21 protein-coding genes are annotated in these 23,939 nt (G+C 69.1%); 14 read left to right on the top strand and 7 right to left on the bottom strand.

Annotated features, from left to right (window positions below; translation table 11 throughout):
- The first annotated feature begins 11 nt into the window (after window positions 1-11).
- Window positions 12-842, top strand: a complete 831-nt coding sequence (gene panB / locus RSP45_RS08310) for a 3-methyl-2-oxobutanoate hydroxymethyltransferase (protein ID WP_415391544.1) — start codon at window positions 12-14, stop codon at window positions 840-842.
- A gap of 100 nt (window positions 843-942) precedes the next feature.
- On the opposite strand, the gene RSP45_RS08305 is transcribed toward panB, so the two are convergent.
- Entirely contained in the window at window positions 943-2,187 is a 1,245-nt protein-coding gene (locus tag RSP45_RS08305) for a phenylacetate--CoA ligase family protein (RefSeq protein WP_415391543.1), read from the bottom strand.
- Between the two features lie 252 nt (window positions 2,188-2,439).
- Here RSP45_RS08305 and RSP45_RS08300 point away from each other — a divergent pair, with 252 nt between their 5' ends.
- From RSP45_RS08300 to RSP45_RS08255, 10 genes are all read left to right on the top strand, one after another.
- On the top strand, window positions 2,440-3,303 hold the full coding sequence (locus tag RSP45_RS08300; RefSeq protein ID WP_415391542.1) for an ABC transporter ATP-binding protein: 864 nt from the start codon (window positions 2,440-2,442) through the stop codon (window positions 3,301-3,303).
- Complete coding sequence (locus tag RSP45_RS08295; RefSeq protein ID WP_415391541.1) at window positions 3,300-5,237, top strand: AMP-binding protein; 1,938 nt, start codon at window positions 3,300-3,302, stop codon at window positions 5,235-5,237. Before RSP45_RS08300 ends, RSP45_RS08295 begins: the two co-directional genes overlap by 4 nt.
- 2 nt (window positions 5,238-5,239) lie before the next feature.
- A complete protein-coding gene (locus RSP45_RS08290) occupies window positions 5,240-6,127 on the top strand; it encodes a branched-chain amino acid ABC transporter permease (protein ID WP_415391540.1) in 888 nt (295 codons plus the stop codon).
- A 3-nt stretch (window positions 6,128-6,130) separates the two neighbouring features.
- Window positions 6,131-7,204: a branched-chain amino acid ABC transporter permease gene (locus RSP45_RS08285; RefSeq protein WP_415391539.1), complete on the top strand. Its 1,074-nt coding sequence runs from the start codon at window positions 6,131-6,133 to the stop codon at window positions 7,202-7,204.
- Between the two features lie 32 nt (window positions 7,205-7,236).
- On the top strand, window positions 7,237-8,508 hold the full coding sequence (locus RSP45_RS08280; RefSeq protein ID WP_415391538.1) for an ABC transporter substrate-binding protein: 1,272 nt from the start codon (window positions 7,237-7,239) through the stop codon (window positions 8,506-8,508).
- A 59-nt stretch (window positions 8,509-8,567) separates the two neighbouring features.
- On the top strand, window positions 8,568-9,362 hold the full coding sequence (locus RSP45_RS08275) for an ABC transporter ATP-binding protein (RefSeq protein ID WP_415391537.1): 795 nt from the start codon (window positions 8,568-8,570) through the stop codon (window positions 9,360-9,362).
- Window positions 9,359-10,153 carry a DUF169 domain-containing protein gene (locus tag RSP45_RS08270; RefSeq protein ID WP_415391536.1) on the top strand — a complete coding sequence of 265 codons (795 nt, stop codon included), beginning with the start codon at window positions 9,359-9,361 and terminating at the stop codon, window positions 10,151-10,153. Before RSP45_RS08275 ends, RSP45_RS08270 begins: the two co-directional genes overlap by 4 nt.
- Before the next feature lie 29 nt (window positions 10,154-10,182).
- Window positions 10,183-10,890 carry a TetR/AcrR family transcriptional regulator gene (locus tag RSP45_RS08265; protein WP_415391535.1) on the top strand — a complete coding sequence of 236 codons (708 nt, stop codon included), beginning with the start codon at window positions 10,183-10,185 and terminating at the stop codon, window positions 10,888-10,890.
- Window positions 10,891-10,999: 109 nt separating this feature from the next.
- Window positions 11,000-11,782 carry an enoyl-CoA hydratase-related protein gene (locus RSP45_RS08260; RefSeq protein WP_415391534.1) on the top strand — a complete coding sequence of 261 codons (783 nt, stop codon included), beginning with the start codon at window positions 11,000-11,002 and terminating at the stop codon, window positions 11,780-11,782.
- On the top strand, window positions 11,782-12,438 hold the full coding sequence (locus RSP45_RS08255; protein WP_415391533.1) for a transglutaminase domain-containing protein: 657 nt from the start codon (window positions 11,782-11,784) through the stop codon (window positions 12,436-12,438). The genes RSP45_RS08260 and RSP45_RS08255 overlap by 1 nt, the downstream gene beginning before the upstream one ends.
- On the opposite strand, the gene RSP45_RS08250 is transcribed toward RSP45_RS08255, so the two are convergent.
- From RSP45_RS08250 to RSP45_RS08230, 5 genes are read right to left on the bottom strand one after another with little or no spacing between them, the layout of a single operon-like run.
- Window positions 12,428-14,035, bottom strand: coding sequence for an acyl-CoA carboxylase subunit beta (locus tag RSP45_RS08250; RefSeq protein WP_415391532.1), 1,608 nt, complete (start codon window positions 14,033-14,035; stop codon window positions 12,428-12,430). The genes RSP45_RS08255 and RSP45_RS08250 overlap by 11 nt on opposite strands.
- On the bottom strand, window positions 14,028-14,531 hold the full coding sequence (locus RSP45_RS08245) for an acetyl-CoA carboxylase biotin carboxyl carrier protein subunit (RefSeq protein WP_415391531.1): 504 nt from the start codon (window positions 14,529-14,531) through the stop codon (window positions 14,028-14,030). The genes RSP45_RS08250 and RSP45_RS08245 overlap by 8 nt, the downstream gene beginning before the upstream one ends.
- 1 nt (window position 14,532) lies before the next feature.
- Entirely contained in the window at window positions 14,533-16,026 is a 1,494-nt protein-coding gene (locus tag RSP45_RS08240) for an acetyl/propionyl/methylcrotonyl-CoA carboxylase subunit alpha (protein WP_415391530.1), read from the bottom strand.
- Entirely contained in the window at window positions 16,016-17,842 is a 1,827-nt protein-coding gene (locus RSP45_RS08235; protein WP_415393964.1) for an acyclic terpene utilization AtuA family protein, read from the bottom strand. Before RSP45_RS08235 ends, RSP45_RS08240 begins: the two co-directional genes overlap by 11 nt.
- A 2-nt stretch (window positions 17,843-17,844) precedes the next feature.
- Window positions 17,845-18,627, bottom strand: a complete 783-nt coding sequence (locus tag RSP45_RS08230) for an enoyl-CoA hydratase-related protein (protein ID WP_415393963.1) — start codon at window positions 18,625-18,627, stop codon at window positions 17,845-17,847.
- A gap of 169 nt (window positions 18,628-18,796) precedes the next feature.
- Here RSP45_RS08230 and RSP45_RS08225 point away from each other — a divergent pair, with 169 nt between their 5' ends.
- Window positions 18,797-19,993 carry an acyl-CoA dehydrogenase family protein gene (locus RSP45_RS08225; RefSeq protein ID WP_415393962.1) on the top strand — a complete coding sequence of 399 codons (1,197 nt, stop codon included), beginning with the start codon at window positions 18,797-18,799 and terminating at the stop codon, window positions 19,991-19,993.
- 4 nt (window positions 19,994-19,997) lie between these two features.
- Window positions 19,998-20,852, top strand: a complete 855-nt coding sequence (locus RSP45_RS08220) for an SDR family NAD(P)-dependent oxidoreductase (RefSeq protein WP_415393961.1) — start codon at window positions 19,998-20,000, stop codon at window positions 20,850-20,852.
- Between the two features lie 158 nt (window positions 20,853-21,010).
- Here RSP45_RS08220 and RSP45_RS08215 read toward each other — a convergent pair whose 3' ends face one another.
- The gene (locus RSP45_RS08215; protein ID WP_415393960.1) at window positions 21,011-22,033 is read right to left on the bottom strand and encodes an Ldh family oxidoreductase; all 1,023 of its coding nucleotides are present in this window, start codon (window positions 22,031-22,033) and stop codon (window positions 21,011-21,013) included.
- A gap of 95 nt (window positions 22,034-22,128) precedes the next feature.
- Here RSP45_RS08215 and RSP45_RS08210 point away from each other — a divergent pair, with 95 nt between their 5' ends.
- Window positions 22,129-23,652, top strand: coding sequence for an aldehyde dehydrogenase (NADP(+)) (locus tag RSP45_RS08210; RefSeq protein ID WP_415393959.1), 1,524 nt, complete (start codon window positions 22,129-22,131; stop codon window positions 23,650-23,652).
- Window positions 23,653-23,939 lie beyond the last annotated feature (287 nt).

Below are 23,939 nucleotides of genomic sequence, written 5' to 3'. Positions count from 1 at the left end.
AGGAAAGTGACATGAGTGCCACGCCCGACCGCAAGCCCCGCCTGACCCCCGCCGACATCCGCGCCCGCAAGGGGGCCGAGCCGGTGGTCTGCCTGACCGCCTATACCACCCCGGTGGCTCAACTGGTCGACCGCCACTGCGACCTGGTGCTGGTCGGCGACAGCGTCGGAATGGTGCTGCACGGGCTGGAGTCGACGCTGGGCGTCACCATGGAGATGATGATCCTGCACGGGCAGGCGGTGGGGCGCGGGCTGAAGCACGCCTGCATGGTGGTGGACCTGCCCTTCGGCAGTTTCGAGGAAAGCCCCGAACAGGCGTTCCGCAATGCAGCAAGGCTGATGGCCGAAACCGGCTGCCAGGCCGTCAAGCTGGAAGGCGGCCGCCATATCGCCGACACCGTGCGCTTCCTGGTCGCCCGCGGCATCCCGGTGATGGCCCATGTCGGGCTGACCCCGCAGTCGGTCAACGCGCTGGGCGGCTACAAGGTGCAGGGCCGCGGCGCCGAGGGCGAGCAGGTGCTGGCCGACGCCAAGGCCGTGGCCGATGCCGGCGCCTTTGCGGTGGTGCTGGAAAAACTGCCCGCCGAGCTGGGGGCCCGGATCAGTCGCGAGATCGCGGTGCCGACCATCGGCATCGGCGCGGGCCCCGATTGCGACGGGCAGGTGCTGGTCATCGACGACATGCTGGGCATGTTCACCGCCTTCCGCCCCAAGTTCGTCAAGCGCTACGCCGAGCTGGGGCATGACGCGGACAAGGCGATCGAGGCCTACGCCGCCGAGGTCCGCACCCGCAGCTTCCCCGGCCCGGAACACTCATTCGCCGCCGAGGTGAAGAAGGGCTGAATTGGGGGGGCTCGCTGAAGCCGAGGACAGGTTGCGCCTCGGCCCCGGCCAGCACCTCGGGGCGCCACCAACACCGGTTGGGCCTCTCCGGTCGCCCCGCTCACGTCGGCTTCGGGCGGCGGTCGAGGATGGGTTGTGCCTCGGCGCCGGCCAGCGTCTCGGGGGTGACCCAGCGCAATTCGCAGCCCAGCCGCGTGACGTCACGCACCCGGGCCAGCAGCAGCGTGCCCAGCTGGTCCGAGGGCGTGGCGGCGATTTCCAGGGTCAGCCGGTCGCGCTCGGCCGTGCGGTCGATGACGAAGCGGGCCGGTGGGCTGGCGGGCAGGTCGGGGGGCAGGGCGGCCAGGACCTCGGCCAGCATGGCGGGGCGCAGGAACATCCCCTTGACCTTGACCGCATCATCGGCGCGGCCCAGCCAGCCGCGCAGGCGGCGGTTGCTGTGGCCGCTGGCGGCCTGGCCCGGTACGAACCCGGACAGATCGCCGGTGCCGAAGCGGATCAGCGGATAGTCCGGCCGCAGCGGGGTCACCACCAGCTCGCCCACCTCGCCCTCGGGCAGCGGTTCGCCGGAACCGGGGGCGACGATCTCGGCCCACAGTGATTCGGCCAGCACCATGCCGTCGTGCGAATCGGTCTCATAGGCGATGATGCCCAGCTCGGCGGTGCCGTATTGCTCGAACACCGCGATGCCGCGATCGGCCAAACCGGCGCGCAGGCTGGCGGGCAGCGCCGCGGCCGACAGCAGCGCCGCTTGGAACGGTTGCGGCTGGCCCGCGGCCGCGGCGGCCTCGACCAGGATGTTCAGGTGATCGGGGGTGCCGACATAGACGCGCGGCGCATAGGCGGCCATCGCCTGCAGGATCGGCCCGGTATTGCCGCCGCCGGCCGGGATCACCGCCGCGCCCAGGCTGCGCGCCGCATCGTCGAACATCAGCCCGGCCGGGGTCAGGTGATAGCCGAAGCAGTTCAGCACCACGTCGCCCGCCCGGACGCCGGCCGCGCGCATCGCCTGCACCGCGCCGCCGTCTACCACGCCGCCCGGCTCGCAGATCGGGCCGGGGGACAGGAACAGCCGCCCGAACGCCCCCGTGGCCCGGGCGGTGATCCCGCCAAAGGGCGGCAGCGCCGCCTGCATCGCCGGAAGATCGCCCTTGCGCAGGATCGGCATCGCGGCCAGCATCGACTCGGTGACCGGACCCGCGCCGGGGTCGGGCAGGCGCGCGGCCCAGAACGGCACCTGCCGCGCCGCGCGGATCGTGTCGCCCAGCGCCGCCAGCCCGGCGCGGCGCCGGTCCTCGGGCAAGCGGAATTCCTGTGGCGGCGGGATGGGCGCGGAACGCGTCATCTACGGTCCTTTCTGCTTGCATGGACGCAGGACCCCCGTGTCCATGCCCCGTTCATGAAGTGGTTTCATCTGTCCGTCCCGCACAATGAATCGCCAATGACCCTGCGTCGCAAGCAGAATTTTTCGCGATTTCTGCCCCGCTGAAAATGGGTGCTTGACATGAGTAAATGAACTGACCTTTCATAGCAGGGCAACCACGAACTTCAGGGGAGGGAGAGCGTGGCCGGAACCAATTTTCAGACCGCGGGGCCCGTGACGACACCGGCCGCCGCCTCGGCAGGGGCGCGGCCGGTCATCCTGCGCTGCACCGGGATCGAACGGTCCTTCGGCGGCCTCAAGGCGCTGAAGGGCGTCGACGTCGAGGTGCGCGAGGGCGAGATCTTCGGCCTGGTCGGGCCCAACGGCTCGGGCAAGACCACCATGGTCAACGTGATGACCGGATTCTATCCGCCGAACGCCGGTCGGGTCGAGCTGTTCGGCCGCGACATCACCGGCACCGCGCCGCATCGGGTGGCGAAACAGGGCGTCGCCCGCACCTTCCAGAACCTTGCGCTGTTCAAGGGGATGAGCGTGCTGGACAACATCCTGGTCGGGCGCCACACCCATATGCACCCGTCCTCGCTGGCGACGCTGTTCTATTGGGTCTGGGCGCAGCGCGAAGAGCTGGCCCATCGCCGCGTGGTCGAGGAAATCATCGACTTCATGCAGCTGCAGGATATCCGCGACGAACCCGTCGACGTGATCCCGATGGGGCTGCAAAAGCGGGTGGAACTGGCCCGCGCGCTGGTGGCCGAGCCGCGGTTCCTGATCCTCGACGAGCCGATGGCTGGGATGAACCAGGAGGAAAAGGAATATATCGCCCGCTTCATCCTTGATGCACGCGACGAACGCGGCGTGACCATCCTGCTGATCGAGCATCACATGGACGTGGTGACGGCGCTGTGCGACCGGGTGGCGGTGCTGTCCTATGGCGAGGTCATCGCCGAGGGCGAGCCGCACGCCACCATCGCCGACCCGGCGGTGGTCACCGCCTATCTGGGCGCCCGCGCCGCCGCCCGCCACGCCGGGATCGCCGTGCAGCAGCAGGCAGGTCAGCACACGGGGGCAGGGGCATGAGCATCCAGGGCAAGATCACCGGCTGGCCCGTCACCGACAGCGGGGCCCCCGCCACGCTGGTCGCGGCACTGGCCGCCAATGCCGCGCAGCCGGGCAGCCGCCCGGGGTTCCGCGAACGCGACTTCGGCATCTGGCGGGAATGGAGCTGGCCGCAGGTGCTGGACGAGGTGCTTTCCATCGCCGCCGGGCTGGAAACGCTGGGGCTTGGCCCCGGCCGCGCGCTGACCGTGGTCGGCGACAACCGCGCCGCGATCTATTTCACCATGCTGGCGGCGAATGCGCTGCGGGCCTTCCCTTCGCCGGTCTATCCCGATGTGCCGGTGGACGAGTTCAAGACCTTCGTGCGCTTCGGTGAACCCGACATCGCGCTGGCCGAGGATCAGGAACAGGTCGACAAGCTGCTGGACCTGCGCGGCCGCATCGGCCGCCCCTCGACCATCATCTACGACGACCCGCGCGGGCTGGCCGGCTATGCCGAGCCGGGGCTGATCGCGCTGTCCGAGGTCGCCGCCCGCGGGCGCGCGCGGCTGGCGGCGGAGCCGGGGCTGGCCGCCGATCTGGTGGCGCGGGCGCGGCCCGACGATCCGGCGGTGCTGCTGTATTCCTCGGGAACCACGGGCACGCCCAAGGGCATTCCGCTGCTGCATTCCAACATCGTCGGCGGCATCGCCAACGCCGAGGCCGGCGGCTATTTCCAGCGCGGAGAGACGCTGTTCGCCTATCTGCCCACGGCGTGGGTGGGGGATTTCGTCTTTACGCTGGGCGCGGGCGTGCTGTTGCAGGCCACGATCAACATTCCCGAACGGGCGGAAACCGCGCTGCATGATTTGCGCGAGGTCGCGCCGACGTTTTATCTGGCGGCGCCGCGGGCGTGGGATGCGATGCTGACCCGGATTCAGGTCGGCATGGCCGATTCCACCCCGCTGAAACGCCGGCTTTACGACTGGTTCATCCCCCGCGCCATCGAGCTGGAGCGCAAGCGGCTGAAGGGCTATCGCCCCAACGCGCTGGAACTGCTGCGCGAGGCGGTGGGCGGGTTCGTGATGTACGGGCCGCTCAAGGATTACCTGGGCCTGTCGCGGGCCGAGCGGGCCTTTACCGGCGGCGAGGCGATGGGCGAGGACACGTTCCTGTTCTTCCGCGCGCTCGGCATCAGGCTCAAGCAGTTCTACGGCCAGACCGAGACCTGCGCGCTGTCGGCCGCGCAGGTCGAGGGCAGCGTGCGCATCGACACGGTGGGCCGCGCCATGCCGGGGGTCGAGGTGCGCATCGACGATAGCGGAGAGATCCTGATCCGCTCGGCCTCGGTGTTCCACGGCTATGCCGACAACCCCGAGGCCACGGCCGAGGCGCTGACCCCGGACGGGTTCCTGCGCACGGGCGACGCCGGCCATATCCAGGACAGCGGCGATCTGGTGGTGCTGGGCCGGGTCAGCGAACTGGTGGAAACCGCGCAGGGGCAGCGTTTCATCCCCACCTTCATCGAGAACCGGCTGAAATTCTCGCCCTATATCCGCAACGTCGCCATTCTTGGCGCCGGGCGGGACGAGCTGACCGCCATCGTCTGCATCGACTACGAGGCGGCAGGGCACTGGGCGGAACAGCGCTCGATTTCCTATTCCTCTTACGCCGAGCTGTCGCAAAGGCCCGAGATGCTGGAGCTGATCGCGGGCGAGATCGCGCGGATGAACGAATTGCAGCCCGACGGGCTGAAGATCCGCCGCTTCGTCAACCTGCACAAGGATTTCGACGCCGACGACGGCGAGATCACCCGCACCCGCAAGCTGCGCCGCAATGTGATCGAACAGACCTATGCGCCGCTGGTCGCCGCGCTTTACGACGGGTCGGACGAGGTCATCTTCGACGCGAAAATCACCTATGAGGACGGGCGCGAGGGCACGCTGCGCCGCAACCTCGTGATCCGGAGGGTCTGAAGATGGACATGATCCTGCTGCTGGAACTGGCCCTGAACGGCGTGTTCGTCGGGCTGATGTATGCGCTGCTGTCCGCGGGCATCGTGCTGATCTACAAGACCTCGGGCATCGCCAACCTGGCCCAGGGCGCGCTGGCGATGATGGGGGCCTATACGGTCGTGGTGCTGGCCAACAGTTTCGGCCTGTCGATGTGGGTGGCGATCCCGCTGGCGCTGGCGGTGATGTTCGCCTTCGGCGTCGCGCTGGAACGGGTGGCGCTGCGGCGGATGATCGGGCAGCCGGTGATCATGGTCATCATGCTGACCATCGGGCTGGAGATCTTCCTGCGCGGCGTCATCCCGGGCTTTTTCGGCGCGGCGGTCAAGCGGCTGGACCTGGGCATCTCGAACGCGCCGATCTTTATGGGCGACCTGCTGCTGAACCGCGCCATCCTGATCGGGGGAGGGGTGTCGCTCGGGCTGATCCTGCTGTCGATCCTGTTCTTCAATTCCCGCTTCGGCATCATCATGCGCGCGGTCAGCGACAACCAGACCGCCAGCTGGTCGGTGGGCATCCGGGTGGAACGCGCCATTGCGGTGGCCTGGGGGCTGTCGGCCTGCATGGCGACCACCTCGGGCGTGCTTTGGGGCGCAACGCAAGGGGTGGACTGGTCGCTGTCGCTGCTGCTGATCAAGGCGCTGGCCATCGCCATTCTGGGCGGGCTGGATTCCATCGTCGGGGTGCTGATCGCGGGGATCATCGTCGGGCTGGCCGAAAGCCTGGCCACCGGCATCCTCGATCCCATCGTCGGCGGAGGCACCCGCGATGTCGTCGCCTCGGTCATCATCCTGCTCACACTGCTGTTCCGCCCGCACGGGCTGTTCGGCCGCGAACATATCGAGAGGGTCTGAGCGATGATCTACAGACGCGCCGGCATCAGCTTCACCCGCTATCAGGACGAGCGGCAGCTGTGGAAACTGCCGACCGACCGCTGGGCGGTGATCGTGATCTTTGCCCTGCTGCTGGTGGCGCCGTTCCTGGTCGACCGGCTGTTCGTGGTGGGCTATCTGCTGCCGCTGATTATCTGGTCGATGGCCGCGATGGGGCTGAACCTGCTGATGGGCGGCGCCGGGCAGATCCACCTGGGCTATGGCGCGGTGATCGGGATCGGCGCCTATGCCTCGGTCCACGCCATGCGGGCCGGGCTGCCGTTCGAGCTGGCGATGATCATGGGGGGGCTCGCCTCGGCCGCGATCGGGGTGGTGTTCGGCGCCGCCGCCTTGCGGGTCAAGGGGCTGTATCTGGCGATGGCGACGCTGGCGATGCAGTATATCGTCGATTTCGTCATCGTGCAGGTGCCGGCGATTTCCGGCGGCACTCAGGCAGCGCTGTCGGTGCCGCGCACCAGCTTTCTGGGCATCGCCATCCAGGGCGACCGCGCGCCCTATTACGTGGCGCTGGCGCTGTGCGCGGTGCTGACCCTGTTCATGCTGAACGTCAAGCGCACCTCGTTCGGGCGGGCGCTGGCGGCGGTGCGGGAAAAGGACTACGCGGCCTCGATCATCGGGGTGGACCCGTTCCGCTACAAGCTGCTGGCGTTCTGGGTGTCCTCGTTCATCGGGGGCATGACCGGGGCGGTGCTGGCGGTCTGCTACTATCGCACCATCTCGCCCGACCAGTTCCATCTGGACCTGTCGATCCAGCTGGTCGCCATGGTGATCGTCGGGGGGCTCGGCTCGGTGCTGGGCGGGTTCCTGGGGGTGGGGCTGATCCTGTTCGCGCCCATCGTGCTGAACCAGCTGATCGGGCTGGCCGCCGACCAGTTCGGCGTCGCCATCCCCACCGACCTGCGCGCCCATCTGCCGCTGATGCTTTATGGCGGGCTGATCATGGGGTTCCTGTTGCTGGAACCGCTGGGGCTGGCGAAAATCTACAGCAATATCCGCAATTACCTGCTGGTCTGGCCGTTCCGCCACGCCCGGCAGTGACAAGACGACAAAAACTGGGGAGGAAAAACCAGATGAGCCTGACACGTCGGAATATCCTGACCGGAGCGGCGGCCGCCGCGCTGGCCTCGCAACTGCCCTTGCGGGTGGCGCTGGCGCAGGGCGGCGACAAGGTGGTGCGCATCGCGATGCCGATGGACTTCACCAAGGTCTACACCTTCGTGACCGCCGAATATAACCAGGGCCAGCGCGACTACATCACCATGATGAACCAGCGCGGCGGCATCGGCGGCTATACCATCGCCGTCGACATCAGCGACCACGCCAACGACCAGCCCCGCGCCATCGAGGCGTATGAGCGCGCCAAGTCGCAGGGCGCGGTGCTGGTCGATCCGCTGTCCACCCCGGTCGCGCGGGCGCTGACCCCGCGGGCGCTGGAGGACAAGATCAACATGGTGACGGCGTTCTCCGGGCGCTCGGACGCGGCGGACGGGACGGTGTTCCCCTATGTGTTCCCGCTGTCGCCGAACTACTGGACCCAGGCCGGGCTGCTGATCGAGTATTTCAAGCAGCAGGACGGCGGCACGCTGGACGGCAAGACCATCTGCTTCGTCCATATCGACACGCCCTTCGGCAAGGAGCCGCTGCCGGTGCTGGAAGCGCTGGCCGCCAAGGAAGGCTTCAAGCTGCAGGCCTTCCCCTACACCCCGCCGGGCAACGACCAGTCGGCGATCTGGCCGCAGGTGCGCCGCGCGCGTCCCGACTGGACGATGTTCTGGGGGGCGGGCGTCGGCCAGACCGTGGCGCTGACCGAGGCCGCGCGCAACGGGCTGGACATGAACCGGGTGTCCAGCAGCGTCTGGCTGTCGGAATCCGACATGGATGTGGTGGGGCGCGACCAGACCGTCGGCGTGCTCAAGTTCGAGCCCTGCGTCTCGGGGCGCGAGCCCAAGGTGATCCAGGAAATCCTGGCCGAGGTGGTCAACGCCGGCAAGGGCGCGGGCCCCGAGGACAAGGTCGGCACCGCCTATTACAACTATGGCGTGATGCTGGCCGCGCTGATGCTGGAAGGCGTGCGCCGCGCCGCCGAGATCGCCCCCGACGGGCCGGTCAGCGGCGAATGGCTGAACGCCGGGCTGAACTCGATCACCGAGTTCACCGCCGAGGGGCTGATCCCGCCCACCACCATCACCCCCGAGGACCATCAGGGCGGCGGCATGGGCCGGATCGCGCGCTGGAACGGCGAGGCGTTCGAGCCGATGACCGACTGGTTCAGCGCCAACCAGGACGTGGTGTGGGAAGAGGTGCGCAAGTATTCCTCGGAATTCGCCAAGACCGGGCAGTGATGCCGCGCCCCTGTCCCGCCTGTTGCGGGGCGGGGGCGTCAACATGAAGGGATGACCGCATGGCCCTGCTATCCGTCAACAGTGTCGAGGTCGTGTACGACCAGGTGTCGCTGGCCGTCAAAGGCGCCTCGCTCGAGGTGCCGCAGGCCGGGCTGGTCGCGCTGCTGGGCGCCAATGGCGCGGGCAAGAGCACCATCCTGAAATCCATCAGCGGCCTGCTGGCCCCCGAGCGCGGCGCCGTCACCCGCGGCACCATTACCTTCGAGGGCGAGGATATCCTGGCGCTGGACCCGCCCAGCCGGGTGCGCCGCGGCATCGTCCACGTGCTGGAAGGCCGCAAGGTGTTCGAGCATCTGACGCCGCTGGAAAACCTGCTGGCCGCGACCACGATGTATTCCGACCGGGCCAAGATTGACGAAATGGCCGAACAGATGTTCGAACTGTTCCCTCGGCTCAAGACCCGCGCCAAGGCCAAGGCGGGGTATCTGTCGGGCGGCGAGCAGCAGATGCTGGCCATCGCCCGTGCGCTGATGACGCGGCCGAAGCTGCTGATGATGGACGAACCCAGCCTCGGCCTCGCGCCGCTGCTGGTGGACGAGATCTTCGACATCATCACCCGCATCAACCGCGAAGAAGGGGTGGCGGTGCTGCTGGTCGAACAGAATGCCGTGGCGGCGCTGGACGTGGTGAGCCACGCCTATCTGATCGAACAGGGCCGCATCGTGATGAGCGGCCCGGCCGCGGTGCTGCGCGAAAACCCCGACATCAAGGAAGCCTATCTGGGCAGCGGCGCCGTCGCCGTCGACTACCACGCGGTCAAGCATTACCGCCGGCGCAAGCGGTGGCTGGCATGATCGCTGCACCTGAAACCATCGCCCAAGCCCTCGACGCGCGCGAGATCGCGGCGGCGCTGGAGCGGCTGCTGAAACTGCGCAGCCTGCCCTTTGGGATGAAGCTGTTTGCCGACCGCGCCGAGATGCAGGTGATTCCCCGCATCCGCCGCCCGCAGCATATCCACACGCTGGACCAGATCGTCGCGCAGGCGGCGCGGCTGGGCTGGACCGTGGGCGTTACCTCCGAGGATCTGGCCGGCGCGCAATGCCGCGCCGTGGTGGGGCTGGGCAACGCCAAGACCCCCGACTGGGCCGCCGGCAACCGCATGGACGGGGTGTGGTTCCAGGACCAGCCCGGCGCCGCCGCCCATCAGGCCGCCATGCATTGCGTGCCGGACGGGCAATATGACGCGCTGGTGGTCTCGCCCCTGGCCTCGGGGCGGCTGGACCCGCCCGACATCGCGCTGTTCTATGCCACCCCCGGCGCGATGATGTATTTCATCAACGGCCTGCAATGGCAGGGCTACAAGCGCTTCGACTGGTCGGTGGTGGGCGAAAGCTCCTGCGCGGACAGCTGGGGCAGGGCGCTGGTCAAGCGCGAGCCCTCGCTCTCGATCCCCTGTTTCGCCGAGCGCCGTTATGGCGGGGTGCTGGACGACGAGATGCTGATGGCCGCACCGCTCGAGGACATGGCCCGCGCCGTCCTGGGGATGGAGGCGCTGTCGAAGAACGGTTTCCGCTATCCCTTCCCGCAATACGGTATCCAGCAGGATGTGCGCGCCGGTCTGGGCTTCAGCTACGGCAACGGGTAAGCCCGCATCCGTCCAGTGGGGTGATCGTCATGGCGCAGCGCGCAACCAAACGTCAGGTGAACCGGCTGCCGCCCGAGCAGCGCATCGCCGACATCATGCGGTCGGCGCGCGAGGTGTTCACCGAAAAGGGCTATTCCGAATCGCTGATCTCGGACATCGCCGAACGCGCCGGGGTGGTTGAGGGCACGATCTACCGCTTTTTCGAGAACAAGCGCGACCTGCTGCAGCGCGTGGCCGAAGCCTGGTATGTCGAAATGATGGAGGCGTCCGAGCCCGGCTTCGGCGCGGTGCAGGGCGAATGGAACCGCATCCACTATGTCGTCTATAGCCATCTTGAGGCGTTGCAGCGCGACCCCGGGCTGGCGCGGCTGGTGTTCCACGAGCTGCGCCCCGACCCGCATTACCGCTCGACCCGCCTGTTCGAGCTGAACCGGGCCTATACCCGCCGCATCGCCGACATCGTGCGCGAGGGGGCGGCGCGTGGGGTGTTCCGCGCCGATGTGTCGCCCTCGCTGGTGCGCGACATGGTTTATGGAGCCATCGAGCATCGCACCTGGGCGTTCCTGCGCAACGAGGGCGCCTTTGACCTTGAAGCCACGGCGCGCGAGATCACCAACATCGTCTATGGGGGGCTGCTGCCCCGTGCCCCCGGGGGGGCGCCGCGCGACGAGATCCTGGCGCGGCTGGACCTGCTGACCGAGCGGGTGGATGCGGTGGCGCGGCAGCTGGGCAGCTGAGCTGAGCCGCGTTTTTCCAGCGCCACGCCGTGCCGCTGTTCGCGGTTGAACAGGCCGGCATATTCGGGTTTCATCGGCAGTGAACGACATTCATCAGCGGGGCAGGGACATGGACAGCGCAACCGGTTGGGAAGACGTGCGGCTGGAGCTTTCGGGCGGCGTCGCCCGCATCACCCTGTGCCGCGCCGCCAAGCGCAACGCCATGCGCAACCGCTCGGCCGACGAGCTGCTGGCGGCGCTGCGCGCGGCCGAGGCCGGCGGCGCAAGCGCGGTGCTGCTGACCGGCGAGGGGGCGGCCTTCGGCGCCGGCTATGATCTTTCGACGCTGGACCCGGACAGCGTGCCGGATCTGGCGCAGGTGCTGGACGACCATTTCAACCCGCTGATCCGCGCCCTGCGGGAATCGCCGCTGCCGATCGTCGCGGCGGTGAACGGGGCCTGCGCGGGCGCCTCGGTCGGGGTGGCGCTGGCGGCGGATATCGTGATTGCCGGCCGCTCGGCGTTCTTCTATGAGCCGTTCGTCGGCATCGCGCTGGTGCCGGATGCGGGCAACACCCTGTTCCTGCCGCGGATGGCCGGGCGCATCCGCGCCTCGGCCGCGATGCTGCTGGGCGACCGCATCCCGGCGGAGGAGGCTGAGCGCTGGGGGCTGGTCTGGCGCGTGGTCGAGGATGACGCGCTGCTGCCCGAGGCCGAGGCGATCTGCGCCCGTCTGGCCGAACGCCCCGCCGCGGCGCTGGCGATGACCAAGCGGCTGATCGCGCGCGCCGCCGACCCCGACCTCGACGTCATGCTGGACATGGAGCGCGACCTGCAGGGCGAGGCCGGGCGCGGCCCGGAAATGCGCGCGGCCATCGACGCCTTCTTCGCGTCGCGCAAGGGGGCGCGCTGATGGCCGACCCCAGTCTGGTGCCGACCCGCTTCATCGACAGCGACCATCCCGACATCACCGCCTTTGCCGCGCGCCATGCGGGCGACGGCGATGCGCGGTCCCGGGCGGTGGCGCTGGCCGCGGCGGTGCGCGACGCGGTGCCCTATAGCGTCTACGCCTTCGGGATCGAGCCGGAGATGCTGACCGCATCAAAGGTGCTGCGGGCCGAGAAATCCTTTTGCGTGCCCAAGGCGGTGCTGCTGGCAGCGGTGGCGCGCGCGGCGGGGATCCCGTCGCGGATCGGGTTTGCGGATGTGCGCAACCACCTGGCCCCGGCGCGGTTCGAGCAGCTGATGGACACGCCCGATTTCCGCTGGCACGCCTATACGGCGCTGCAGATCGACGGGCGCTGGCTCAAGGCCACCCCGGCCTTTGACGCGGCCCTGTGCGCCCGCAACGGGGTCGAGCCGCTGTCGTTCGACGGTACGCAGGATTCGATCTTCCAGCCCTATGACGCGCAGGGCCGCCGCGCGATGGAGTATCTGCAGTTCCACGGCGAGTTCGACGACCTGCCTTACGCACGGTTTTCGGCGGAAATGCAGCGCATCTATCCGCGGCTGCTGGCGACGCTGGCGGCCGAGCGGCAGGCCCGCGCCGCCGAGACGCCTAGAACCTGAACACGCCAAAGCCCGGTTCGGCCAGCGGCGCGTTCAGCGCCGCTGAAATCGCGATGCCCAGCGCGTTGCGGGTGTCCGCCGGGTCGATGATCCCGTCGTCCCAGATTTCCGAGGTCGCGTGCCAGGCCGACAGCTGGTCCTCATACGCCTGCCTTGTTTCCTGCCACAGCGCCTTGATTTCCGCCTCGTCCACGGTGCCGCCGTTGCGGCGCATCTGGTTGGCCTTGACCTCGGCCAGCGTGTTGGCGGCCTGGTCGCCGCCCATCACCCCGATCTGGTGGTTGGGCCAGGTGAACATGAAGCGACCGTCAAACGCGCGCCCGCACATGCCGTAATTCCCCGCCCCGAACGAGCCGTTGCACATCACGGTGAACTTGGGGACATGCGAACAGCTGAGCGCCATGATCATCTTGGCGCCGTCCTTGGTGATGCCGCGGCGCTCGTATTCCTGCCCGATCATGTAGCCGGTGATGTTCTGCAGGAACACCAGCGGCGTGTTGTTCTGGTTGCACAGCTCGATGAAATGCCCGCCCTTGAGGCTCGAGTCGTTGAACAGCACCCCGTTGTTGGCCAGAATCCCGACCTTGAACCCCCAGATATTGGCGAATCCGCAGACCAGCGTCTGCCCATAGTTCGGCTGGTATTCGTGAAAGCGCGAGCCGTCGACGATGCGGGCGATGACCTCGCGCATGTCGAAGGATTTCTTGATGTCGTCGGGGATGATCCCGTAAAGCTCGGCCGGGTCATAGGCCGGGGGCTCGGGCGTTTCCTGCTGCGCCGGCCATTTCCGGGGGCGGTCCCATTGCGCCACGATTTCGCGGCCGATGCGGATGGCGTCCAGCTCGTCATTGGCGGGATAGTCGCAGGTGCCGGAGACCGAGGTGTGCATCTCGGCCCCGCCCAGATCCTCGACGCTGACCTCTTCCCCTGTCGCTGCCTTGACCAGCGGCGGGCCGCCCAGGAACACCGCGCCTGTGCCGCGCACGATCACGGAATAGTCGGACAGCGCCGGGATATAGGCGCCGCCCGCCGTGCAATGGCCGAACACCAGCGCCAGCTGCTTGACGCCCAGTTTCGACAGCAGCGATTGGTTGCGGAAGATACGACCGGCCATGTGCCTGTCGGGAAACAGCTCGGACTGCAGCTGCAGGTTGCCGCCGGCGGAATCGCACAGGTGGATCATCGGCAGGCGGTTTTCCAGCGCGATATCCATGGCGCGGACGATCTTCTTCACCGTCAGCGGATACCAGGCGCCGCCCTTGACGCTGGGGTCGTCGGCGCGGATCAGCACCTCGCGCCCCGACACCACCCCGATGCCGACGATCGAGCTGGCCGAGGGGCTTTCCCCGCCATAGGCGCGGTTCGCCGCCAGCGAGGACAGTTCCAGAAACGGGGTACCGGGGTCCAGCAGCCGCTCGATCCGCTGCCGGGGCAGCATCTTCCCCTGCCGTTCCAGCCGGTCGAGATCGCGCTGCGGGCGGGCATGGCGCGCCTGTTCCTGGCGCTCGCGGAACGCCTGCACCAGCGCGCGGTTATGGGCAGCGTTGTGGCGGAACTCGGGGCCCGAGGTGTTCAGGCGGGACTGGATCTTACGCATCGCTTTCGTCCTCGGGGGTCAGCCGGGCAAGGATCTGGTCCTTGCCGAAGGTTTCGTCCTGCGCCACGGCGATTTCCGCCACGGTGCCGTCGCGCGGCGCGCTCAGCACGGTTTGCAGCTTCATGCTTTCGATGGTCAGCAGCGGATCGCCGCGGGCGACGCGCTGGCCGGGGGCGGCGTGGATCTCGATTACCGCGCCGGGCATGGGGGCGCGCAGCTCGGACAGGCCGCCATCGGCGCCCGCCCCGCCGCCGTCGTCGGCCAGTTGCACGATGTGGGTGCGGCCGTCGCAGCGCACATCCTGCACGCCGTCGCCCGCCGCGCGCAGGGCGGTGATGCGGCGGCCGTCGACGGTCAGCGCCAGTTCGCCGTCGCCCTCGGGACCGGGGTCCTGCACGATATGGTCGCGCCCGTCGATTCGCAGCAGCAGATGCGGGCGGCGGCGGATGATCTGGATTTCGTGGCGCGTGCCGTTCAGCAGCAGGGCAAAGGACATCTCAGTTCCTCCATGGGCCGATGGCGGCGTGCAGCTCCGGCACGTCGAACACCGCCTGCCGGAACTCGCGGAACCCCAGCGCGGCGGCGACCAGCACCGGGGCCAGCGCGTCATCCGTCATGGGGGCCGGGGCCAGCGCCTGCGCGTGCTGCGCGACAAAGCCGGTGTGCAGATCGCCTGCGCGGAAGGCCGGGCTGTCGATCACCCGCGCCAGATAGTCGATGTTCGTCGTCACCCCCACCAGGGTCAGCCCGCGCAGCGCCTCCAGAGTGCGCTCGATCGCCTGTTCGCGGCTGGCGCCGTGCACCACCAGCTTGGCCAGCATCGGGTCGAAGTCGCTGGTCACCGCCTCGGCCTCGGTCAGGCCGGATTCAAAGCGCAGCCACGGCGCCTGCGGCACCCGCAACAGGCGGATGCGGCCGGTTTCGGGCATGAAGTCGCGTTCCGGGTCCTCGGCGCAGATGCGGCATTCGATGGCGTGGCCGTCGCGGCGCAGCTGGTCCTGCCGGATCGGCAGGCCGCGGCCGGCGGCGATGTTGACCTGCGCCGCGACCAGATCCAGCCCGGAAATCATTTCCGTGACCGGGTGTTCCACCTGTAGCCGCGTGTTCATTTCCAGGAAATAGAACCGCCCGTCGGGGGCAAGGATGAACTCGACCGTGCCGGCGTTGCGATAGCTGGCGGCTTGGGCCAGCCGCACCGCGGCGGCGCAGATCTCGGCCGCCAGTTCCGGGGGCAGCCCGGCCGAGGGCGCCTCTTCCACGATCTTCTGGAAGCGGCGCTGGATCGAGCATTCGCGTTCATGCAGGTGGATGGCGCCGTTTTCGCCGTCGCCGAGGATCTGCACCTCGATATGGCGCGGGCGCTCGACGTAAAGCTCGGCGTAGATGCGGCCGTCGTTGAAATAGCGCTGCGCCTCGCTGGCGGCCAGCCGGGCGGCGGGGATCAGCCCCTCGGCGTCGCGCACGATGCTCATCCCCTTGCCGCCGCCGCCGGCCGAGGCCTTGATCAGCAGCGGAAACCCGATCTGCGCGGCCTGGGCGGCGAACTCGTCCAGGTCGTCGGTCGGCATCACCGAGGGCGCGACCGGCACCCCATGCGCCTGCGCGAAATTGCGCGAGGAGATCTTGTCGCCCATCAGCGCGATGCTGTCGGCCGAGGGGCCGATGAAGATCAGCCCCGCATCCACGACCGCGCGGGCGAAATCGGCGTTTTCCGACAGGAAGCCGTAGCCGGGGTGGATGGCGTCGGCGCCGGTGGTCGTTGCTGCGGCAATGATCTGGGCGGCGTCCAGATGGGCGGCGACGGGGGTGTCGCCGAACAGCTCGACCGCCTGGTCGGCCATGCGGACATGCAGCGCGCCGGCCTCGGCCGCGTGGTGGACGGCGACCGAGCCCAGCCCCATCGCCCGCAGGCTGCGGATGACGCGGCAGGCGATCTCGCCCCGGTTGGCGATCAGCACCTTGCGGATGGGGAAGTCGGGATCAACGATCATGGGGTCTGCCTTCGGTCGCGAAATCTTCCAGCCTGCCGCCGGGCGCGGTCCAGTCGGCGGGAACCGGCACCGGCAGGTCCAGCAGGATCTGCGCCAGCGCCTTGCCCTGCGCGTCATGGCGCAGCGAGGCGGTGCCGCCGCCCGCCAGCGCCCGGTCCAGCACGAAGTTGAAGCCGTCGAGCCCCGGCCAGTCGTAGCGCCGCACCTCGCCCTGCACGAAATGCGCAAGCCATTGGCGCACGGCGTCGGGCGTCACCGCCGCGGCGATCCACGGCAGGAACGCGGGGTCGCGGGACAGCACCCCGATATTGGCGCGGTCGCCCTTGTCGCCGCTGCGGGCGCGGGCCAGCGCGATCAGCGGCACGGTGCGCAGCGGGCCGTCATGCATCGGCGCCGGGGGGCGGGCTTCGGGGCGGGCAGGGGGCCGCGCACCGGGTTCGGCATGGGGCAGATCGTGGCTGCGCCCCTCGAAGGACACGCGCATCGGCACCAGCGCCTTGGGGACCAGGCAGGAAAACAGCCGCACCACCGGCTGCGGCGCCGGGCGGCCGCCGGCGAACCCGGTCAGCCCCTGCGCCATGGCGGTGGCGGCGTGGTAGAGCTCGCGGCCGAAGATTTCCAGCGCGGCGCGGTCGCGGTGGCTGGCGGCAAGCTTCAGCACCACCTCGCGCGTGGACTGCGCGCGGGCCTGCGCGCCGTAATTGCTTTCCGCGCCCAAGAGCTCGATCAGCGTGTCGGTAAAGGGGGCGAGCCCGTCCCGCGCCAGCAGCCGCGCGACGCGGGCCAGGATCGCCTGACCGGTGGCCTGCGCCTTGGCGGCGGCCTCGCGCCCGGCGACCATCATCGTGGCGGCGATGCGCCAGCCGTCGGCCCAGGTGGCGCTGACCTTGAGGCTGCCGGTCGGCGCATGGCCGCGCGCGCCGGTCACGCGCACAAGGTCGGGGCCAAGCTGTTCCAGCCGCACCTGCGACCAGTCGCAGGTCACGTCGGGCAGCAGATAGGCGGCGGGGTCGCCGACCTCGTAGCACAGCTGCTCGGAGACCGTTGCGGTTGAAATCAGCCCGCCGGTGCCCTCGGGCTTGGTGATCTCGAAACTGCCGTCGGGGTGGCAGATGGCGATGGGAAAGCCCATGTCGTCCCAGCCGGCGACGGTTTCGCGCCAATCGGTGAAGATGCCGCCGGTCACCTGCGTGCCGCATTCCAGCAGATGCCCGGCCAGGCTGCCGGCAGACAGCAGGTCGTGGTCGCCCTCGAACCAGCCGAATTCGTGGATCAGCGGTCCCAGCACCAGCGCGGAATCGACCACGCGCCCGGTCAGCACCACATCCGCCCCCATCCCCAGCGCCCGGGCGATGCCGAAAGCGCCCAGATAGGCGTTGATGCTGAGCAGGCGTTCCGGCATCGGCGCGCCGGTGAACATCTCGGCGGTGCCGCTGGCGCGCAGATCATCCGCGATCGGGGACAGGTCGTCGCCCTCGACCACCGCCACCCGCAGGGACAGCCCCTGTTCGGCAAACAGCGCCTGCAGCGCGTCGCGGCAGGCGTCGAGGTTCACCCCGCCCGCGTTCACCACCACCCGGATGCGCCGCTGTGCGATCTCGGGGGCCAGCGGGCGCATCACCTGGGTGATGAAATCGCTGGCAAAGCCCGCGTCGGGGGCGCGCGCCTTCATCCGCGACAGGATCGCCATGGTGACCTCGGCCAGATAGTCCATCACCAGGTAATCGACGTTACCCTGCCGGACGATCTGGGCCGCGCCCTCGGGGCTGTCGCCCCAGAAGGCGCCGCCACAGCCGATGCGGATCGCCTCGCGCATGTTCAGCGCCCCGTCCAGTTCGGCGGGCGCTTTTCGGCGAATGCGGCAAAGCCTTCGCGGGCGTCCTCGGTCCGGGCCATGTTGGCCAGCATGAAGGGGGCGTATTCCAGCGCCGCGTCCAGCGACATCTCGCGGATCTTGGCCAGCCCCTGCTTGCCCAGCCGGATGCCGGTGGGGGTCTTGTCGGTGATGCGCCCCAGCAGCCAGCCCAGTTTCGTGTCCAAATCCGCCGCGGGCACGGCATGGTTGACGATGCCATGCGCCTTTGCCTCGGCCGCGGTGATCGGCTCGCCGGTCAGGCACATCTCCATCAGCACGCGGTTGGGGGTGTTGCGCAGCAGGAAGGGCAGGATCATCATCGGGAACAGCCCGACCTTGACCTCGGTCACGCCCAAGAGCGCATCCTCGCGCGCCACCACCAGATCGCAGGCGCAGACGAGGCCGAAGCCCCCGGCCAGCGCGTGCCCGTTCACCCGCGCGATCAGGGGCAGGCGGCAGTCGTTCATCCGGCGCAGCAGTGCGGCGACGTAGTGGCGGGGGTCGGCCGCGTCGATGCTGAACGGCGCGCCGTCCGCCGCCGGCTGCAGGTCGCCGCCCGCGCAAAAGGCGCGGTCGCCGGCGCCGGTCAGCACCACGGCGCGGATGCTGCCGTCCGATTCGGCGCGGTCCAGCGCCGCCATGATCGCCGCCGCCACATCGGCATTCAGCGCATTGCGCCGCGATTCGCGCGCGATGGTAATCGTCAGCGTCGCGTCGTCGCGGGTGATCGTGACCGGATCGGACATGGCGCTGATCCTCCTTCAGCCTGTGTTCCGTAATTAATGAGGCTGCTTCATCGACTGTGTCAATCATGATCTTTGGGTGAATCAAAACTCTTGACCCGTTCAGCGGAAGTAGTGATGAATATTGTTCATCAACAGGCGCGACGCGCCCCCGGCCAAGGAGCTGTGCCCGATGACCTCCAACCACCCGGACCTGTTCGAGCTGGACCCCGACCGTGCCGCGGTCCTCGACCACGCCGACCGTTTCGCGCGCGGCGAGCTTTACCCGCTGTCCGAGCGGATGGATGCCGAGGAATGGTGGCCCGAGAACGGGATGCGCCTGGTGGGCGAGGCCGGTTTCCTGGGCGCCACCATCCCCGAGGAATACGGCGGCGCCGGCATGGACCTGCTGTCGGCCGGGCTGGTGATGCAGGCGTTTTCGCGCTGGAACCACGCCATGGCGCTGGCGGTGGTGGCGCATGACAACCTGTGCGCCAACAATATCTGGCGCAACGGCAACGACGCGCAGCGCCGCAAATACCTGCCCGACCTGTGCTCGGGCAAAAAGATCGGGGCGCTGGGGCTGACCGAGCCGGGGGCGGGGTCCGACGCGCTGGGGTCGATGCGCACCACCGCGCGGCGCGAGGGCGATCACTACGTGCTGAACGGGTCCAAGATCTTCATCACCAACGGGCCGGTGGCCGATGTGGTGCTGGTCTATGCCAAGACCGCGCCCGACCAGGGCACCCGCGGCATTTCCGCCTTCATCGTGGAAACCGACACCCCCGGCTTCAAGGTGGCGCAGAAGCTGGTCAAGATGGGCTATCGCGGCAGCCAGACGGCCGAGCTGGTGTTCGACGACTGCCTTGTGCCGGCCGAAAACCTGGTGGGCGCGGAAAACCGCGGCGTCGGCATCGTGATGAGCGGGCTTGACCTGGAACGCGCCATGGTGGCGCCGCTGTGCCTGGGCATCGCGGAACGGGCGCTCGATCTGTCGCTGGACTATGCCAAGACCCGCCGCCAGTTCGGCAAGCCCATCGGCAGCTTCCAGATGGTGCAGTCGATGCTGGCCGACATGTATGTCCAGACCGAGGCGATGCGCACACTGGTCTGGCGGGTGCTGGCCGCGGCCTCGCATGTCGAGGCGGGCGAGGGCGGGCGCGGCGACATCCACCGGCTGACCGCGGCCTCGGTGATGTTCGCGGCCAATACGGTGAACAAGGTGCTGGACCTTGCGGTGCAGATCCACGGCGGCTCGGGCTATATCTGGGAATCGGAAATCAACCGGCTGTATCGTTCCACCAAGCTGCTGGAAATCGGCGCCGGCACCACCGAGGTGCGCAAGCTGATCATCGCCGGCGACCTGCTCAAGGACATGCCCTGTGACTGATGCCGTGACTGACGAAGCGACCACCTTTGGTCTGACCGACGCCCAGCTGGCCACGCAGCCTACGGTGTTCGCGCCGGATGCGCTGGCGGGGCAGGTGGCGGTGGTCTCGGGCGGCGCGGGCGGGATCGGGCGGGCGGTGGCCTGGCTTTACGCGCGCATGGGGGCCGAGGTCATCGTCACCGGCCGCAAGCAGGACAAGATCGACGCGCTGGTCGCGGCGCTGCGCGACGCCGGTCATCGTGCCAGCGGCGACGTGCTGAACGTGCGCGACCGCGAATCGGTCGATGCGTTCTGGAACCGGGTCTGGGCCGGGCGCCCGGTGGATATTCTGGTCAACAGCGCCGGCGGCCAGTTCCCGCAGGCGGCGATCGACATCAGCCCCGGCGGCTGGAACGCGGTGATCGACACCAACCTGAACGGCAGCTGGCACATGATGCAGGCGGCGGCGCAGAAATGGCGCGACGCCGGCCGCCCGGGCAACATCATCAACATCGTGGTGGTGACCACGGGCGGGCTGCACGGTATCGCCCATTCCATCGCCGCGCGGTCCGGGGTGATCGGGCTGACCCGCGCGGTGGCGGTGGAATGGGCGCAATACGGGCTGCGGGTGAACTGCATAGCCCCCGGCGCGGTCGAAACCGACGGCTGGAACGTCTACACCCCCGAGGTCCGCGCCACCTATGCCCGCTCGAACCCGATGATGCGGGTCGGCACCGCCTGGGACATCGCCGAGGCCTGCGCCTATCTGGGCGGCCCCTCGGGCAACTTCGTCACCGGCGAGGTGCTGACCGTGGACGGCGGCGGCCAGCACTGGGGCGAGACCTGGACCACCGGCAAGCCGGATTACTTCAAGGGCTGAAGCCTGTACCGCCCGGATCGGCTCCATCCCCTTCGGGCGGTTGATAAATATCCCGGGGCTTGTGAGCGCCCGGAAAACAGTCCGGTGGACTGTTTTCAGCGAACAAGGCCGCGGCAGCGGCCCGGGGGCAGAGCCCCGGTCCCACAGTGCAATGGGGCTCAGCCCGCCAGCCCCACCCGCTCGCGCATCCGCGCCAGCATCTGCATCTGCTCGGGGCTGAGTTCGATGCCCTCGGCCTCGGCCTGCGCGCGGGCGGCAAAGCGGCGCTGCGAGGGCAGGCGGGCGCCCTGGCCGACGATGGCCTCCAGCAGCGTCTCGGCCCGGGCGAAGGGATCGGCGCGGCCGGCGGCGAAACGCTCGGGGCAGAAGGCCAGCAGCAGCTCGCCATGTTTCGGCGCCAGGGTGGTGGTGCCCAGATAGTCCAGTGCCTCGGCACTGGTCATGTCGCCGATCATCGCCCCCGCCAGCAGCTCGATCATCGTCGAGATGGCCGAGCCCTTGTGCCCGCCAAAGGGCAGCATCGCGCCGTCCAGCGCTGCCTGCGGGTCGGTGGTAGGGTTGCCGTCGCGGTCCACGGCGCAGCCCTCGGGCAGGGGTTTTCCCGCGATGCGGTGCAGTTCCACGTCGCCCCGCGCCATGAACGAAGTCGCGAAATCGAACACATAGGGCCGCCCGCCGGGGCGCGGCCAGCCGAAGGCAAGCGGGTTGGTGCCCAGCAGCGGCTTGGATCCGCCCGCGGGCGCCACCGTGGCATAGCTGGGGCACATGGCGATGCCCGCCAGCCCCATCGCGGTGATCTGCTCGACCTCGGGCCACAGCGCCGAGAAATGCGTGCAGTCGTTGATGACCAGCGCCGCCAGCCCCAGCTGGCGCGCGCGTTCGGCCAGCGCCGGCAGCCCGACCGCCAGCCCGGCCACCGAATAGGCGCCGTTCGCGCGCACCCGGATGACGGCGCTGCCGTCGTCGTCCAGCTCCGGCGTGGCGGTCACGTCGACCTTGCCGGCCTCGATGGTGCGCAGGCAGCCCTCGATCCGGTAGATCCCGTGCGAGGCGCAGCCGTCGCGCTCGCCCGCGACGATCACCTCGGCCACGGTGCGCGCCTGCAGATCGGACGCGCCCGCGGCCCGAAAGATCCGCTCGACCTCGGCGGTCAGCTGGTCGATGGTCATGGTGCCGGTCATCTTGTTCCCCAGGTTGGCTGCATCTGTCGTTGTACCGAATGCATACATTATGTATGCAATGCCGACAACGCGCATGACCAGGAGACCCCGCCCGAATGTCCCCGAACCCGCATTTCACCCCGCATGGAAAACACCTGATCGCCGGCGAATGGATCGGCGCCGAGCCGCGCTTCCGTTCGGACCCGGCGCATGGGCCGGCGCATGAGTTCAGCAGCGGCAACCCCGATCTGGTGGATCGCGCCTGCCAGGCGGCCGAGGCGGCGTTCTGGGACTATGGCTATTCCTCGCGCGAGGACCGCGCCCGCTTCCTTGACGCCATCGCCGAGGAAATCGAGGCCCGCGCCGACGCGATCACCGAAATCGCCACGCAGGAATCCGGCCTGCCCGAGGCGCGGCTGCAGGGCGAGCGCGGCCGCACCACCGGCCAGCTGCGGCTGTTCGCCGAGCATATCCGCAAGGGCGATTACCTGGACCGCCGCCACGACCCGGCGCTGCCCGACCGCCAGCCGCTGCCGCGCCCCGACATCCGCCTGATGCAGCGCCCGATCGGGCCGGTGGCGGTGTTCGGGGCCTCGAACTTTCCGCTGGCGTTCTCGGTCGCGGGCGGCGACACCGCGGCGGCGCTGGCCGCGGGCTGCCCGGTGGTGGTCAAGGGCCACCCCGCCCACCCCGGCACCAGCGAGATCGTGGCCGAGGCGGTGGACGCCGCCCGCCAGCGGCTGGGGTTGCACCCGGGCGTGTTCAGCATGGTCCACGATGGCGGGCTCGAAGTCGGGCGGGCGCTGGTCCAGCACCCGCTGATCCGTGCCGTGGGCTTCACCGGCAGCCTCGCCGGGGGCCGGGCGCTGTTCGACCTGTGTGCGCAGCGCCCCGACCCGATCCCGTTCTTCGGCGAGCTGGGCAGCGTGAACCCGATGTTCCTGCTGCCGCAGGCAGTGGCCGCGCGCGGCGACGAGATCGCCCGCGGCTGGGCCGGCAGCCTGACCATGGGCGCGGGGCAGTTCTGCACCAACCCCGGCATCGCCGTGGTGCTGCAGGATCAGGCCGACGCCATCCTTGCCCCGATGCGCGAGGCGCTGGCCCAGGTCGGCGCGCAGGTGATGCTGACCCAGGGCATCGCCGCCGCCTATCGCCGCGGCCGCGAACGCATCGCCGCCAGCCAGGGCGTGCGCGAGGCGCTGACCTCGATGTGCGACCAGCGCAACGCCACCCCGAACCTGTTCGTGGTCTCGGGCGAGGACTGGCTGGGCAATCACGACCTGGGCGAAGAGGTGTTCGGCCCGCTGGGCCTGCTGGTCACCGCCCGGGACGAGGACGAGATGCTGCGCATCGCCCGCAGCCTGAACGGGCAGCTGACCGCGACGCTGCACATGGACGCAGGCGACGCCGGGCTGGCGCGGCAGCTGCTGCCGGTGCTGGAGCGCAAGGCCGGGCGGGTGCTGGCCAACGGGTTCCCGACCGGGGTCGAGGTCTGCGACGCCATGGTCCACGGCGGCCCCTATCCGGCCTCGACCAACTTCGGCGCAACCTCGGTCGGCACCATGTCGATCCGCCGCTTCCTGCGCCCGGTCAGCTACCAGAACCTGCCCGAGGCGATCCTGCCCGAAGACCTGGCCTGAGCCACGCTGCGCCCGTTTCTGCGGCCGCGACCCTGCGTCGCGGCCGCATGGGTATTTGGACCAGAAAGAAACCCCCGCGCCGGTTCGGGGCGAAGGGGCTTCTTTCTGGCGGAAATACCCATGCGACGCTGCCGCAGCCGCGGCGCTGCCCATGGGGGCGCTGGCAGCGACCCTGCGACGGTTTTGCATACAGCGTGTATTTATCATTGATTTGTGGCGGGCGAGGGGCAATAAAAACCCATGGATTCGGCCGATGGAGAACCGGATCTGGTAAGGGAGTGGAGAAC

Origin of the sequence: Paracoccus sp. SJTW-4, from assembly GCF_047716885.1 — a bacterium.
GTDB classification, from domain to species: domain Bacteria; phylum Pseudomonadota; class Alphaproteobacteria; order Rhodobacterales; family Rhodobacteraceae; genus Paracoccus; species Paracoccus solventivorans.
This window is presented reverse-complemented; position numbering and strand designations above follow the sequence as displayed.